We start from the raw sequence: 12,091 nt of genomic DNA, 5'->3' as shown, positions 1-12,091 counted from the left end.
TTGCGGGCCTGGAGGGGCGCCTGCGGGGTGACGGGGAGGCCTGCGGGCGCGTGGGGTGCTGTCGCGGCCAGGCCGGCCCGTGTCGCGACAGGACGGCCGCTGGGGGCTTCAGTCCGGGGCTGCGGGGCCGGGAACCCCCCGTGTGGGACGGGCGCGACAGGCGCGACAGGCATCCGTACCGGTGCGGACGCTGCGGTGCGCGCGGTGCCGGCCTCGGCGGCGACCCGGGCCGCGTCGAGTTCGAGCCTCTTGAGCTTGAGCGCGTTCTCTTCCCGCCGGATCTCCCGCGAGTCTTCCCGCTCCTGCCTGAGGCGCTCGTCCTCGGCCCGCTGGGCGCGCAGACGGTCGGCGTCCTCGCGTGCCTGGGCGCGGCTGCGGTCCTCGTCTTGACGCTGCTGTTCGCGCTGGTGGTCTTCCTCGTCCTTGAGCCGCTTGCGCTCGCGGTCCTGGTCCTGCTGCTCCTGGATGCGCTCGCGCTCCAGGCGCTGGTCCTCCCTGCGCTCTTCCTCGCGGACACGGGTGACGAGGCGCCGGCGGTAGACGGGCCCGCACTCGGCGAGCAGGACCAGGATGCCGGGCGCGATCAGGTGCTGCCCGACTCCGGTCCAGTCACCGTTCTGCGCGGCCGCGCCGATATTCAAAAACACGCTGGCCGCGCCCGTGGCCAAGCGCAGCAGGACGGCCCAGAACCCGCCGGTGATCCCGTTGCGGGAGGCGATCTCGTCCGCGTACAGGGCGCCGACGAACGCCGCGTCGACCACCACCGGCAAGACGAAGGCCGTGGCCTCCCAGCCCTTCGTCACGTGCGCGGCAACGTAGGGGGTGGCGTTGAGCATCGACCACACGATCATCCCGACCGTGCATCCCCACGTCACCCACCGGATCACCCGATCCGCCTGCTCCGTCTCGACGCGCAACCGCGCCAGCGGCGTGGCCGGTGCCCCGGCTGCGGCTGTCCTGTTCCTGGGCATTTCGTTCACTCTCCGGGGATGAGGTGGTAGGGGAAGGGCCGTTTCTCGATGTGGACCCCCGCGCTCTTGATCCAGTACCAGTGGAAGGGGAAGCGCGGGGCGCGCAGCAGGAGCAGCGCGACGGCGCGGTGGTGGCCGTCCGCGACATACACGGCGCCGTCGCGGTCGGAGACGCCGAGGGTGATCGGCACGGCCAGGCCCTGGTGGGGGATCGTCTCCAGCAGGTTCGCGAGGATCGCAGCGTCCTTCTCGCGGCGCTCGAAGCGGCGGCGGGCGGCGGCCCAGTGGGTGTACTCGGTGGGGCGAATCGCGTCGTCGTTGAGCAGTGCGGTCGGCATCCAGCCCCTGTAACGGCCCATCGTCGGTCACCTGCCGTTCTTCGTGGTGGTGCGAGCGAAAACGCCGCGCGTGGTAGTGGCGTGGTGGTGGGACTCCTGGTGGACCGGCGCGGTGTAGTGGTGGTGGTGGGTGGGCGGCGCGGCCTGGGCGACGGCTTTGACGCGGCCCAGGAGCCGGGCGAGGGCCAGCAGTGCGGCCACCGGGATGCCTCCGGCCATGCCGAGGACGGCCGGGTCGGTGTGGCCGAGGGCCCACAGCATGAGGGCGACGGAACCGCCTGCGGGCAGAGACGCGGCGCCGGCGGCGAGGATCAGGGCGCTGGCGTCGGTGGCGCGCTGACTCATCGGGGGGCGTCCGGGCTGGATGACGGGCAACGCGTCGCCAGTCGTGGGCAAGGGGGTGTCGTCGCGGTAGGACAGCGACACGGCGGGCTGGTAGGCGTCCTCCACAGCCGCGATCAGGGCGCGGGCGCGGGCCTGCGTGTCGCCGGTCGGCAGGGGCCCGGTGGGGTCTGCCGGGGACTGCTCGGGGTGATGCTCCATAGCCGAACTCCTTCACAGTGAGTGATTGTCAGGCGGGGCGATCGGGTCGCTTTTTCTGACAGACAGAGGCGGTGTCAGGGGCTTTCACGTGCGATGTTCCATGACTCTCCTATAGGCCCCCGCCGGGCCTGACTGGTGAAGGTCAGGCCCGGCCATGACTGTCATGCCGTCACTTTCTGTGATGGCTATGCGGGCTGGAGGGGGGAGTGCAGGATCGTGTAGGAGCCGTGTCCGTCGCGCTGGAGGAATCCGGCCTCGGTCAGCCTCTTCAGCTCGCCCTGGAGCCAGGGGCGCTTGCGGCCGGCCGCCACGGCCGCCGGGGCCAGATCCGCGGGCGAGAACTCCAGCCGGTCCGCGCGGGCCCATCCGTCGATCTCGGTGTAGAGGATGTGGCGGGCCTCTTCGGTGCCGGGGCGCTCCTGTGCCCCGAATGCCATGACGTCGTCGTCCTGTTCGGGGACCTCGTCGTCCAACTGGATGCCCGCGTATGCCGCGTCGGGCTCCGGGTCGCCGGGGATCAGGCTCATGACCTCGTCGTACGCGTCGGCGTACGCCTCGTTGACCTCGTCTTCCATGGCCTGCTCGTCCTCCGGGCTCTCGTAGTCGTCGCCGTGCACCGTCTCGATCGCGACCGGCGCCGGCGCCTGCGCCAGGACGGGGGCGGGCGCCTGGACGGTCGTGTTGGTGCGGTTCGTGCCCTTGTGGGCGCGGTTGGCGTAGGTCAGGCCCAGCGCGTTCGCGGTGACCTCATCGAGCGGGTCGCGGTAGGCGGCGGCTGCCCTGACCAGGGCCGCGAGGTAGCCGCGGTCGGTCAGTGCGGAGCGGACCTCGGTGGTCCAGCGCTCCTGGGGGATGTTCATGCCGGTGGCGAAGGCGTAGCCGGGGCGGTCGGAACCCCATGCAGGGATCGCTCCGGCCTCGGTGACGCTGTCGGGCAGGGCGAAGGCCGCGTCGCCCGCCTCGTTCACCCCGAAGCACGCGGTGGACTGGAGGTTCGCCCGGATGTCCGTGGACAGGTTCGTCCACGTCGCCCGCTGGAGGCTGACGATCAGCCAGATGCCCACGGAGCGGGCCTTGCGGGCGATCTCTTCGAGTTCGCCGGCGTCGACGACATCGGCGGCCTCCTCGATCCACATCGCGACCGCGTTCAGCGACGACGCGGGTGTCCACTGGTCCAGGTCCTCGTCCGCGAGGACGTCGGCGCGCGCCTTGATCGCGGCGGGCAGCGCCTTGAACAGGCGCTTCGCTTCCTTCTTCTCCGTGACGAACATGTCCAGGCCCTCTGAGATGTGGCCCATGGACTGCCGTCCCTTGCCCAGGTCCACCAGGAAGACCGACATCTTCGAGCGGGTCATCAGGTGGGCGAGCAGGCCGCGGGCGAACTCGGACTTGCCCGCGCCGGTCACGCCCATGACCAGCAGGTGCTGGAGGATGTCCGCGTCGAACGGGTTGATCAGCCACGTCTCGCCGTCCGCGTACAGGCCGACCGGGACCGGCTCGGTCGGCAGCCCCCCGAGACGGACCGGAGGGATGAACTCCACCCCGTCGCGCAGCAGGTCGGCCACCCGCATGGACAGCACGCCCATCGCCGCGTTGTCGGGGTCCTTCTTGACCGTGACGCCGGAGGGGGGCACGTGCATCGCGGCGGCCAGGCGCCCGGCGGCGGACTGGACATCCTCGATCGTCTTGGTCCCGTCGACCTCGATCGAGGCGCTCACCGTGCCCTTGCCGTTGCCCTTGGCGTCCTCGACCGCGACCTTCTCCAGGCCGATCGCGGTGGCGAGCTTCGACAGGCCGCCCTTCTCCTCGACCAGTTCGGTCTCGTCGTGGGCGTTGCGCATGATCTGGCGCACGTTCCACGACGCGGCGAACAGCCCGGATCCCATCAGCCACAGGTCCAGCAGCGGGTGGCCGAACGGCCCGGCCGCCGTCGCGCAGGTCAGCCAGCCCATCCCGGCCGCGACCGACGCGGTCGCCTGCGCCCGGCGGGCCTTGCGGAACTTGTTGGTGCCGCCGGAGACCTGCCAGGTCACCGCGGACAGGACGGCCGTCCCGATGCCGAGGCCGGCCGACGCCAGCCCCGACGACAGAGCCGACTGGCCCCACATCTCGTTCGTCGCGAACCCCGCGACCGGCGGCAGCGCGTACGCGCCGACCCACGGCGAGAGGTACGGCAGCGCCTTCGCCTTGAGGTGGCTCACCAGGTCGCCCTTGCCGAGCGGCACCAGGGCCGCCGACGTCGCCGTGTTGACCTTCGAGTTCGTCTTCGCCATGGCCTTAGTCCTCGATCCGGAACGCGGGCTTCTTGGGCTGGCCGGTCTTGCGGCGCTTGGCCTCCTGCTCCGGCTTCACGAAATGCCGGTCAAACGCGTGGGCCATCTTCAGCGCGCCCACCCCCAGCGCCTTCGCGGCCTCCGCCGTGACCTTCAGGTGCGCGGCCACCAGACGCGCCCGGATCTTCGAGCTGGAGCCGAGCGTGTACCAGGGCGACTTGTAGGTCGACAGCACACCCTGGAGCTCCTCCGCGCGCATGCCGAGGATCAGGTGGAGCTCACGGCCCAACAGGTTGATCGCCTTGGCCAGAGCGACGATGTCCCGGTTCGAGCGGAACTCGATCCGCTCGATCGCCCAGATCATCCGGTCGCCCTGGTGCCGCGCATCGCCCGCCGACGCCGCTCCACCACCGCCGCCGTTGCCGCCGTTGCCACCGCCGCCGTTGCCGCCACCGCGGTTGAAGTTCACATTCACCGGCGGCACGAACGAACCGGACGCCGCGCCGGCGAACGCCCCGGCCGCCGCACCCACAGCCGTGGCCGCGTCCGCGACCCGGGAACCGTTGCGGGACTGCCTCGGCATGCCGCCGCCGGCCGCCCTCGCCTGCTGCGAGCCGGGGAAGGACGGTTCACCGGCCGGCCCGGGGTGGGTCTGGTTGCCGTGCCGGTCGACGTAGATCCGGCCCGGGTCCCGCATGCCGCTGTTCTCGTCGTCGGCCCAGTTGTAGGGGGCGTTCTGGCTCATCGCTGGTCCTCCTGGTAGATGCGGGTCATGCCGCCGGTCCACGGGGCCGTGTGCACGGCGAACGCGGTGTCGGGGTCCTGGTCGGGGTCGATCTGGTCGATGAGCTGCCCGGCCGCCTGGAAACGCGCGGTCATCCACGCCGCGTACAGATCGGTCGGCGCGAAGCCGGTGCGGGTCGCGAGACGCGCCGCGAGGCGAGCCGCGCGGGCCAGACGGCCGGCCGCACCCACCGCGCGGTCCACCAGCCCGATACGCATCTGGCCGTACACGTCAGCTCCCATCAGCAAGGTCGGAAAGGTCGAGGCAGTCGGGGATCTCACCGACGCGCAGGTCGGCGGCGATGAGCCGGTACTCGGCTGCGTTCTCGCGGGCGATCTCAGCCGCGCGGGCGGCGCAGGCCCGGGCGTAGGCGGTCTTGGACGGGTCGGCAGCGTCGCGCTGGCCGGCGACCGCGGCCCTCTCGGATCGGGCCGCGGACCGTTCGAAGTAGTCGGCCTCCACGGCCAGCTGCTCATCTGTGATCTCGCTCATGGACACACCTTTCGAGACAGGAGCCGGACTGTCCGGTCCCTGCGCCACCACCAGCTGTGCGAGCAGCTGGTGATGACGCAGGGCCGTCAGTCCCGGCACGCGCACTCGCATCCGCGACCCGCGCACCGGCGGCAGTCCTGGCAGGAGTCGCACCGCTTGCAGTGACCGCACCCGCGCAGCACCTCGGGGAAGCACCCGCAGCCGGTCGGCTGCCAGGGCTCCGAGGACCCGAACAGGCCCATCTGCCCGAGAATCGGAGCAGCGGCCTGCGCCGGGACCGGACGCGGACGTACCCGCTTCGCCCGGCTCACCGCACACTCCCCGCGCGGACCAGGTGGTCGGAGTCCGACCACACCGACCCGACCGCGAAGGGCTGGCCGTCCGCGCGCAGGACGTCCCGCACGATCACCGCGAAACGCGCCGCCTGCCTGCGCAGCAGCCGCCCGGCCTCGACCGGGTCCGTGACCAGCGCGAGGACCTCGAACGCCCCGTCGGTGTTCTGGTAGATCGCCCCGGCCTGCCGGGGCCCGATCTGCGCCATGACCTCGTCGCGCGTCATCACGCACCCCCGCCCTGCGAGAGCACCTGGGCCAGCCGCGCCGCCGCTTCCTGCGCCGCCGCCAGGTCGGCCGCCGCCTGCCGGCGGGCCGCCTCCATGTCCCGCTCCGCCTGCTGACGGGCCTCGTCGTCCGCCGCGCTCACCGCGCACCGCCCGAGCGGACCCGGCGCAGCGCCTCGTCCATGTCCGGGTCGGAGTCGGTCGGGTTGGCCGCGATCACGGCCGCAGCCGGGACGCAGCCGTCGTTGCACCGGCACGTCCAGAAGCCGCACAGGGGGCACGCGTCGTCGGCACTCATGCCGCCGCCCCGATCCGCGCGGCCAGCCGCGCCACGGCCGCCTCGTCCTGGAAATTCGTTGCTTCCTCCCGGCGGACCCGCGCCGTGCGGTAGTGCGCGAACACCCTCCGGCGCGCCACCACCGCGAGGAACCCCCGCGGCGAGACGACGGCCTGGCCCGACAGCAGGTGCTGCCACGCCATCAGCCACGCGTCCTGCGCCAGGTCCTCGACCAGGTCCAGGTCCTCACGCCGCACCTGCCGGCCAACGACCCGCTCCACCAAAGGCCCGTACGCCGCGAACCAGTCCGCGAGCAACGCCCGCACAGACGCGTCCCCGACCCGGACCGCACCCGCCGGCCTCTCCAACACCCCATCAACCCGGCCCGCCACCTGCGGAAGCACCGGCTTCTCTGCCACGATCGACACGTCGGTTCCCTCTCTCATCCAGGGGGTTCTGGCAGCGGGGCCCGGGTGAGCGCGCCGGGACCGCGTCGCGTCGGCAAGCCAATGAAGGTACGCAATGACCTGCCGATAGGTACTTCCCGTACCTTGCGACTCCTTGAAGGTACACAGATGGCCGACATTCGTCAATCGTTGTACCTTGGCGCGTCTCTGATGTACCTTCGAGGAGTACCGTCGATCTGACGAACAGGGAGAAGCCGTGCCATATAGGTCAGCGGGGATGGGGTATGCCGACGTGGCGGCCCATTTCCGCACCCGCATCAAGAGCGGGGAGCTCGCGCCGGGCGACGCACTGCCGTCCGTGGCTGAGATCCGCGATCAGTTCGACGTCGCGGCAAAGACTGTGAGCCGGGCGCTCGGGGTCATAAAGAGCGAAGGGCTGGTCACGTCGCGAGGCTCCCTCGGGACCGTGGTAGCCCAGTCGCCGATCGTCATCACCGGCGCCGATCGCCTGAATCGGGTGGCCCGAAACGGGCGCCGGTATGCCCCCGGCGAGACCTCATCCGGCCACCGCGTCATGTACCGGTCGGTCCATGATCCTGGCATCTGCCAGGCGCTCGACCTGGAGCCTGGCGACGAGGCCGTAATCCGTATCCGCGTGTTCCGACAGGATGACCACCCGACCTCGGTCGGCGTGTCCGTCTACCCGCCTCAAACCGTGGGCGCTGTGCCCGAGCTGGGCGAAGACGAGCGCATGGTCACTCAGTTCGATGCCCTTTACACCGAGCGAACCGGCCGTGCTGTCACAAAGGGGCAGCGAACCGCTCACGCTCGTCAGGCATCGCAAGATGAGCTGGACGCGCTCGAAATCTCTGCTCCGCCCCACTCGGCAGTCGCCGTATTGGTGACTACGGTTACGTTCCACGATGAAGAAAAAGCCCTGGGATATTGGGAAGACGTTTATGTCCCGGGCGCGCACGTCCCAATTTCTGATTAGGGAATTGAGACCGTTCACGTTTCGCACACCACTAGAAAAACTCGAAATCGTAGAGAAGTCGTGGTTTTCACGGCCTCTCTACGATTGGGCGAACGCGGTCAACGAAAATGCGTCTTGGCAACTGAACCAGGACGCGTTTCCCCGTCGCGCGGTGCGATACGGCAGCATGACAACGCAAACAGGCCCCGCCGTCGGCGGGGCCTGGACGCCGCCCGGGCCGTGAACCCGGGCGGAAGCGCTCCAGCTCAAAAGGGGAACAGGAGGTGCGCTCCCTTGAGCGTACGACGCACGACCGACAGAACACCACAGGGGCAGGCTGCGGCCCTGGTCACGCCGGGGGTGGACCGATGAGCCTGGAGGCGATGGTCTGGGTTCTCAGCGGTGATGCCCCGGTGGCCGACGTGAACGAGTACGCGGTACTCGCCGCGATGGCAGACAAAGCCGACTCCGACGGCTGCGGGTCCTGGCTGTCGAAGGAAACGATCAGCGATCGTGTGCACGTCAGCGACGAGACAGTCAAGCGCTGCTGGCGGAACATGGCCCGCCGCAAGCTGATCGCCAAGGGCGACCAATCGCTAGTCAGCCGCTACCGCGCCGACAGGCGTCCTGTGGTCTACGACCTGCTGATTCCGTACGAGTGGTTCAGCAACATCGACCGCGTCAACACGGAGCGGGAGCGGCTTGGCCGTGAGCCGCTGACGCCGGAGGACCGGCCGTGTATCGAGCCGGCGCCGACCAAGAAGCGCCGCGCGGACAAGGGCAAGCCCCGCCCGAAGGCGACTCCTGAGCGGGGGAACTCAGAGACCCCCCGTCCAGTAGACCCCGAACCGCCCCACGGGGGAACTACAAGTCGTCAGCGGGGGAACTACGAGTCGTCAACGGGGGAACTTCAAGATCCCCAATTCAGTAAGAACAACCAGTCCTCTCTCTCTGGTCCCACTGGTCCCAACCGTGACGGCTCGGAGAACGCGCGTGGCGCGAGTGACGAGAGCGAAAACCGAGAGAGAGCGGCTGCGCCGGAGGGAACGGCTGCGCCGGCTGCTGCTGTGGTTGCGGGTGGAGTGGGCGAGGGTGAGCTGGCGGGTGAGGTGCTGGTGATGCTGGTGGGTTTGCCGGGCGGGGTTGAGCAGGCGGCGGCGGGGCGGCTGGTGCCGTTGGTGCTGGCGGCTGTGGCGGCGGGGTGGCGTGGGCCCGCGTTGCGGGCGTATCTGGCGCGGTCGTGTGATCCGCAGCGGGTGCGCTATGCCCCGGCCGTCTACGAGAAGCTGCTGCGGGAGCTCCCGGCGGCGCCTGCCGGGGACGGGCCGCGTGGTGCGGCGGCGGGTCAGTGCCCGCGGCATCCGGCGTTCGTGGAGGGCGACTGCACGCGCTGCCGCCTGGAGGAGATGAGCCGCCAGCAGCGGGGGCGCTCGGAGCCGGGGCCGCTGGACGGGCTCGGGCTGCTGGCCCGGGTGCGTGCCGGTATGGCCCAGGGCGGTGCCCAGTGAACGCGGCGGGCGGCGGCCTGGAGGACGTGGAGGCGTTCGTGCCCTCCCAGCAGGGCGACACGGAGTTCGCGGTGCCCTCGTACGACCTGCGCGCGGAGATGTCGGTACTCGGGGCGATGCTGCTGGACAAGGACGCGGTCGGGGACGTCCTGGACACCCCGATGCAGCCGCGGGACTACTACCGGCCGGTCCACGAGATGATCCACGCGGCGGTCCTGGCCCTGTACGTCAAGGGCGAACCGGCGGACCCGATCACGGTCGCGGGCGAGCTGGCCGAGCGCGGCGAGCTGGCCAGGGCGGGCGGGGCGCCCTACCTGCACCAGCTGGTGCAGGCGGTGCCCACGACCGCGAACGCCGGGTACTACGCCGACATCGTCCACGAACAGGCCGTGCTGCGGCGCCTGGTGAAGGCCGGCGGGCGCATCAGCCACCTCGCCTCGACGGGCGAGGGCGGCCTCGACGAGATCCGCACGGCGGCCGAGGCCGAACTCCTGGACGCGCTCAAGGGCCCCGACCAGAGTTCCGGCTATGCCCCCGTCGGCTCGGACGTGCCCGACTTCTGGGACAGCCTGGAGGCCCGGATGCGCGACGGCGGCGGCACCGCGCTGACCGGGGTGCCGACCGGCTTCACGGACCTGGACGCCCTGACCGGCGGCCTCCAGCCGGGGCAGCTCGTCGTGGTCGGCGCCCGGCCCGCGATGGGCAAGTCCACCCTCGCCCTGGACATCGCCCGTCACGCGGCGGTCGTCCACGGCCGGACCGTGGGCTTGTTCAGCCTGGAAATGGGCCGCGCCGAGATCACCCAGCGCCTGTTCTCCGCCGAGGCGAGCGTCGCGCTGCACCACATCCGCCTGGCCACGGTCACCCCCGAGGACCTCCAGCGCCTGGCCGACCGGACCCCGGCGGTCCAGGGCGCCCCGCTGCTCGTGGACGACTCCGCGGACCTGTCGCTGATGGAGATCCGCTCCCGCGCCCGCCGCATCAAGCAGTCCCGGGGCCTGGACCTGCTGGTCATCGACTACCTCCAGCTCATGCAGTCCGGCAGCTCCCGCCGGCCCGAGAGCCGCCAGCAGGAGGTCTCCGACATGTCCCGCAACCTGAAACTGCTGGCCAAGGAGCTGGAGGTCCCGGTGGTCGCTCTCTCCCAGCTCAACCGCGGGCCCGAACAGCGCGCCGAGAAGAAACCCCTGGTCTCCGACCTGCGCGAGTCCGGCTCGATCGAGCAGGACGCCGACGTGGTGATCCTGCTGCACCGCGAGGACGCCTACGAGAAGGAGTCACCGCGCTCGGGCGAGGCCGACCTGATCGTCGCCAAGCACCGCAACGGGCCCACCGCCACGATCTCCGTCGCCTTCCAGGGCCACTACTCCCGCTTCGTGGACATGGGCCGGACCTGACACACCCCCAGAAACCCGCTGTACGCCCGCGTGAGCGCCGTTCGTGTCGCTGACGGCTCCCTGGCCGGCCAGCCGTCAGAATGGCGCTCACAGCGGCGTCTGTGGCTTTTCGAGAGAGGGGCCCGCCCATGCCGGTCCACTGCGGCCCCTGCCCCGGCGAGTTCGGTCCCCACAAGGAACCGTGCGAGCTGTATGACTACCTCGCCCTGGCCGATGACGAGACGCGCTGCTGCGCCCGGCACCACCCTGACGCCCGGCGTCACGATCCCGACACCCCGCCGCCTCCCTGGCCTTGGTAGCGCCCCATGGACATGCCTGCGCGGCCGTCTCCCGCGTTTTCGCCCCGCCCTTGATCTCCTTGGGCGGGGCACTGTTCGTTCGGCCGTCAGGCGGCCGTGCAGCACTTCGAGTTGGCGGGCGGTCCGGCGTCCGGTGCTCCGCCCGGGCCCCGGGCCGGTGAGATAAGAGGCTCACAGGGCGTTTTGCCAGGTCGGCGCGGCTGCCTGTGATCCTGTGAGGCCCGGTCCCGCCATCGGCGGTCGATCGGTTCCTGATCGGCCCTGATTGGCGCTGACTGCCGATCGCGGCCGATCGGCAGTCGATCGCGAAACCGATGCTGACCTGGGCAGGCCAATCGATCCGATCAGCCGTCGCACCCCCCGGGTTGGGCCCGCCGGCGGCGTCCTGGCCCGGATGCGCGGGCGGCTGCGGGCCTGTCCGTGAACGGCGGCGCGTCCGGTCGCGGCTGCCTGCGCGCCGCCGCGCCGGGGCGTGCCCGCTCGGCTGCACCCGTCTGTCCGAGGGTGCGTTCGTGTCTGCCCGTGCGGGAGGCGTTTGGCGGGTCCGGCGGCCCGGGAGTCCGGCCCGGTGCTGCGAGGCGGTCTGAGGGCCGTTCTCGGGTCCGGCGGGGCCTCGCGTGCGTTGAAGCGTGCACATGTGCACGAGCACACGCGTGCACGCGAGGGAGGGCCCCGGACGGGCCGTCGAGAGCGGCGTCAGTGCCGGGTGGCGCCGGGGCTGCTGCCGAGCGTGCGGCGCCCGGCGGGCCGCGGGGCCGGCGGATCGGTGGCGGCCGGTCCGGAGGTGAGTCGCTCGGCGGCGGGCTGGGCGCGCGGCGCGCCCAGCCTGCTCTCGTCCGGGAGCTCGGCGCGGGTCGGTCCGGTGCCCAGCGGGCGGCGGTCGGTCACGGCCTGGTTCTCGCCCGGCTCACGGCCCGCAGCGCACGACGGTACGGACCCGATCCGGCGGGGCGGGCCACGCGTGTCGCGCGGTGATGAATCCTCGGGCCCCGCATGCCCCGTGGTCACGCCCGGTGATTACTTACTCCTTCCCTCCGGCCCGGGGAGCGCCGTAACCGGGCCCCATGGTCCGGCTGATCGGCCACTCCCCCTCGGCGGGAAGGAGTAAGTAATCACCGGGCGTAGCGACTCCGGCGGTTCATCATCTTCATCATCACGGGCCGCGCGGCTGTGAAGTCCCGGGCCCAAACACGCGCGCGTGTCGCGCGCGTGGGAGAACCGGTTCATGACCGTCACCTCGCACCGCACCCGCACCCGCACCGCATCCGGA

The 12,091-nt window shown here is 71.2% G+C and carries 14 protein-coding genes and 1 pseudogene; 3 read left to right on the top strand and 12 right to left on the bottom strand.

What is annotated here, in order from left to right; translation table 11 throughout:
* The 11 genes and pseudogenes from LCE31_RS28235 to LCE31_RS28185 form a co-directional block, all read right to left on the bottom strand.
* A pseudogene (locus tag LCE31_RS28235) lies at window positions 1–971 on the bottom strand (hypothetical protein); the annotation flags it as partial.
* A 5-nt stretch (window positions 972–976) separates the two neighbouring features.
* Entirely contained in the window at window positions 977–1,330 is a 354-nt protein-coding gene (locus LCE31_RS28230) for a ParB N-terminal domain-containing protein (RefSeq protein ID WP_225019131.1), read from the bottom strand.
* 6 nt (window positions 1,331–1,336) lie between these two features.
* Window positions 1,337–1,852, bottom strand: coding sequence for a hypothetical protein (locus LCE31_RS28225; protein WP_225019129.1), 516 nt, complete (start codon window positions 1,850–1,852; stop codon window positions 1,337–1,339).
* A 185-nt stretch (window positions 1,853–2,037) separates the two neighbouring features.
* Entirely contained in the window at window positions 2,038–4,125 is a 2,088-nt protein-coding gene (locus LCE31_RS28220; protein ID WP_225019127.1) for an FtsK/SpoIIIE domain-containing protein, read from the bottom strand.
* 4 nt (window positions 4,126–4,129) lie between these two features.
* The gene (locus tag LCE31_RS28215) at window positions 4,130–4,870 is read right to left on the bottom strand and encodes a hypothetical protein (RefSeq protein WP_225019125.1); all 741 of its coding nucleotides are present in this window, start codon (window positions 4,868–4,870) and stop codon (window positions 4,130–4,132) included.
* Complete coding sequence (locus LCE31_RS28210) at window positions 4,867–5,151, bottom strand: hypothetical protein (RefSeq protein ID WP_225019123.1); 285 nt, start codon at window positions 5,149–5,151, stop codon at window positions 4,867–4,869. The genes LCE31_RS28215 and LCE31_RS28210 overlap by 4 nt, the downstream gene beginning before the upstream one ends.
* Window positions 5,141–5,401 carry a hypothetical protein gene (locus LCE31_RS28205; RefSeq protein WP_225019120.1) on the bottom strand — a complete coding sequence of 87 codons (261 nt, stop codon included), beginning with the start codon at window positions 5,399–5,401 and terminating at the stop codon, window positions 5,141–5,143. Before LCE31_RS28205 ends, LCE31_RS28210 begins: the two co-directional genes overlap by 11 nt.
* A gap of 307 nt (window positions 5,402–5,708) precedes the next feature.
* On the bottom strand, window positions 5,709–5,960 hold the full coding sequence (locus tag LCE31_RS28200; RefSeq protein ID WP_225019118.1) for a hypothetical protein: 252 nt from the start codon (window positions 5,958–5,960) through the stop codon (window positions 5,709–5,711).
* Window positions 5,960–6,103 carry a hypothetical protein gene (locus tag LCE31_RS28195; protein WP_225019116.1) on the bottom strand — a complete coding sequence of 48 codons (144 nt, stop codon included), beginning with the start codon at window positions 6,101–6,103 and terminating at the stop codon, window positions 5,960–5,962. The genes LCE31_RS28200 and LCE31_RS28195 overlap by 1 nt, the downstream gene beginning before the upstream one ends.
* Window positions 6,100–6,258 carry a hypothetical protein gene (locus LCE31_RS28190; RefSeq protein WP_225019114.1) on the bottom strand — a complete coding sequence of 53 codons (159 nt, stop codon included), beginning with the start codon at window positions 6,256–6,258 and terminating at the stop codon, window positions 6,100–6,102. The genes LCE31_RS28195 and LCE31_RS28190 overlap by 4 nt, the downstream gene beginning before the upstream one ends.
* Window positions 6,255–6,683: an RNA polymerase sigma factor gene (locus LCE31_RS28185; RefSeq protein ID WP_225019112.1), complete on the bottom strand. Its 429-nt coding sequence runs from the start codon at window positions 6,681–6,683 to the stop codon at window positions 6,255–6,257. The genes LCE31_RS28190 and LCE31_RS28185 overlap by 4 nt, the downstream gene beginning before the upstream one ends.
* 238 nt (window positions 6,684–6,921) lie before the next feature.
* Between LCE31_RS28185 and LCE31_RS28180 the strand changes: the two genes are divergently transcribed.
* The 3 genes from LCE31_RS28180 (at window position 6,922) to dnaB (ending at window position 10,522) form a co-directional block, all read left to right on the top strand.
* A complete protein-coding gene (locus LCE31_RS28180; protein ID WP_225019110.1) occupies window positions 6,922–7,638 on the top strand; it encodes a GntR family transcriptional regulator in 717 nt (238 codons plus the stop codon).
* A gap of 347 nt (window positions 7,639–7,985) precedes the next feature.
* On the top strand, window positions 7,986–9,125 hold the full coding sequence (locus LCE31_RS28175) for a hypothetical protein (protein ID WP_225019108.1): 1,140 nt from the start codon (window positions 7,986–7,988) through the stop codon (window positions 9,123–9,125).
* Between the two features lie 17 nt (window positions 9,126–9,142).
* The gene (gene dnaB / locus LCE31_RS28170; protein ID WP_263632398.1) at window positions 9,143–10,522 is read left to right on the top strand and encodes a replicative DNA helicase; all 1,380 of its coding nucleotides are present in this window, start codon (window positions 9,143–9,145) and stop codon (window positions 10,520–10,522) included.
* A gap of 995 nt (window positions 10,523–11,517) precedes the next feature.
* Here the strand turns inward: dnaB and LCE31_RS28165 are convergent.
* A complete protein-coding gene (locus LCE31_RS28165; RefSeq protein WP_225019104.1) occupies window positions 11,518–11,709 on the bottom strand; it encodes a hypothetical protein in 192 nt (63 codons plus the stop codon).
* Window positions 11,710–12,091: the final 382 nt, after the last annotated feature.

This window comes from Streptomyces sp. 8L (genome assembly GCF_020176795.1).
GTDB lineage: Bacteria > Actinomycetota > Actinomycetes > Streptomycetales > Streptomycetaceae > Streptomyces.
The sequence above is the reverse complement of the archived record's forward strand: the minus strand, read 5'-3'. Positions and strand labels throughout refer to the sequence as shown.

What these genes read in the sequence shown, in the direction of transcription:
- LCE31_RS28190 (WP_225019114.1), bottom strand. Translation starts at nt 6,258, where the DNA reads ATGAGTGCCGACGACGCGTGCCCCCTGTGCGGCTTCTGGACGTGCCGG.
- LCE31_RS28220 (WP_225019127.1), bottom strand. Translation starts at nt 4,125, where the DNA reads ATGGCGAAGACGAACTCGAAGGTCAACACGGCGACGTCGGCGGCCCTG.
- LCE31_RS28180 (WP_225019110.1), top strand. Translation starts at nt 6,922, where the DNA reads ATGGGGTATGCCGACGTGGCGGCCCATTTCCGCACCCGCATCAAGAGC.
- LCE31_RS28210 (WP_225019123.1), bottom strand. Translation starts at nt 5,151, where the DNA reads ATGGGAGCTGACGTGTACGGCCAGATGCGTATCGGGCTGGTGGACCGC.
- LCE31_RS28205 (WP_225019120.1), bottom strand. Translation starts at nt 5,401, where the DNA reads ATGAGCGAGATCACAGATGAGCAGCTGGCCGTGGAGGCCGACTACTTC.
- LCE31_RS28225 (WP_225019129.1), bottom strand. Translation starts at nt 1,852, where the DNA reads ATGGAGCATCACCCCGAGCAGTCCCCGGCAGACCCCACCGGGCCCCTG.
- LCE31_RS28230 (WP_225019131.1), bottom strand. Translation starts at nt 1,330, where the DNA reads ATGGGCCGTTACAGGGGCTGGATGCCGACCGCACTGCTCAACGACGAC.
- LCE31_RS28175 (WP_225019108.1), top strand. Translation starts at nt 7,986, where the DNA reads ATGAGCCTGGAGGCGATGGTCTGGGTTCTCAGCGGTGATGCCCCGGTG.
- LCE31_RS28185 (WP_225019112.1), bottom strand. Translation starts at nt 6,683, where the DNA reads ATGAGAGAGGGAACCGACGTGTCGATCGTGGCAGAGAAGCCGGTGCTT.
- LCE31_RS28215 (WP_225019125.1), bottom strand. Translation starts at nt 4,870, where the DNA reads ATGAGCCAGAACGCCCCCTACAACTGGGCCGACGACGAGAACAGCGGC.
- LCE31_RS28200 (WP_225019118.1), bottom strand. Translation starts at nt 5,960, where the DNA reads ATGACGCGCGACGAGGTCATGGCGCAGATCGGGCCCCGGCAGGCCGGG.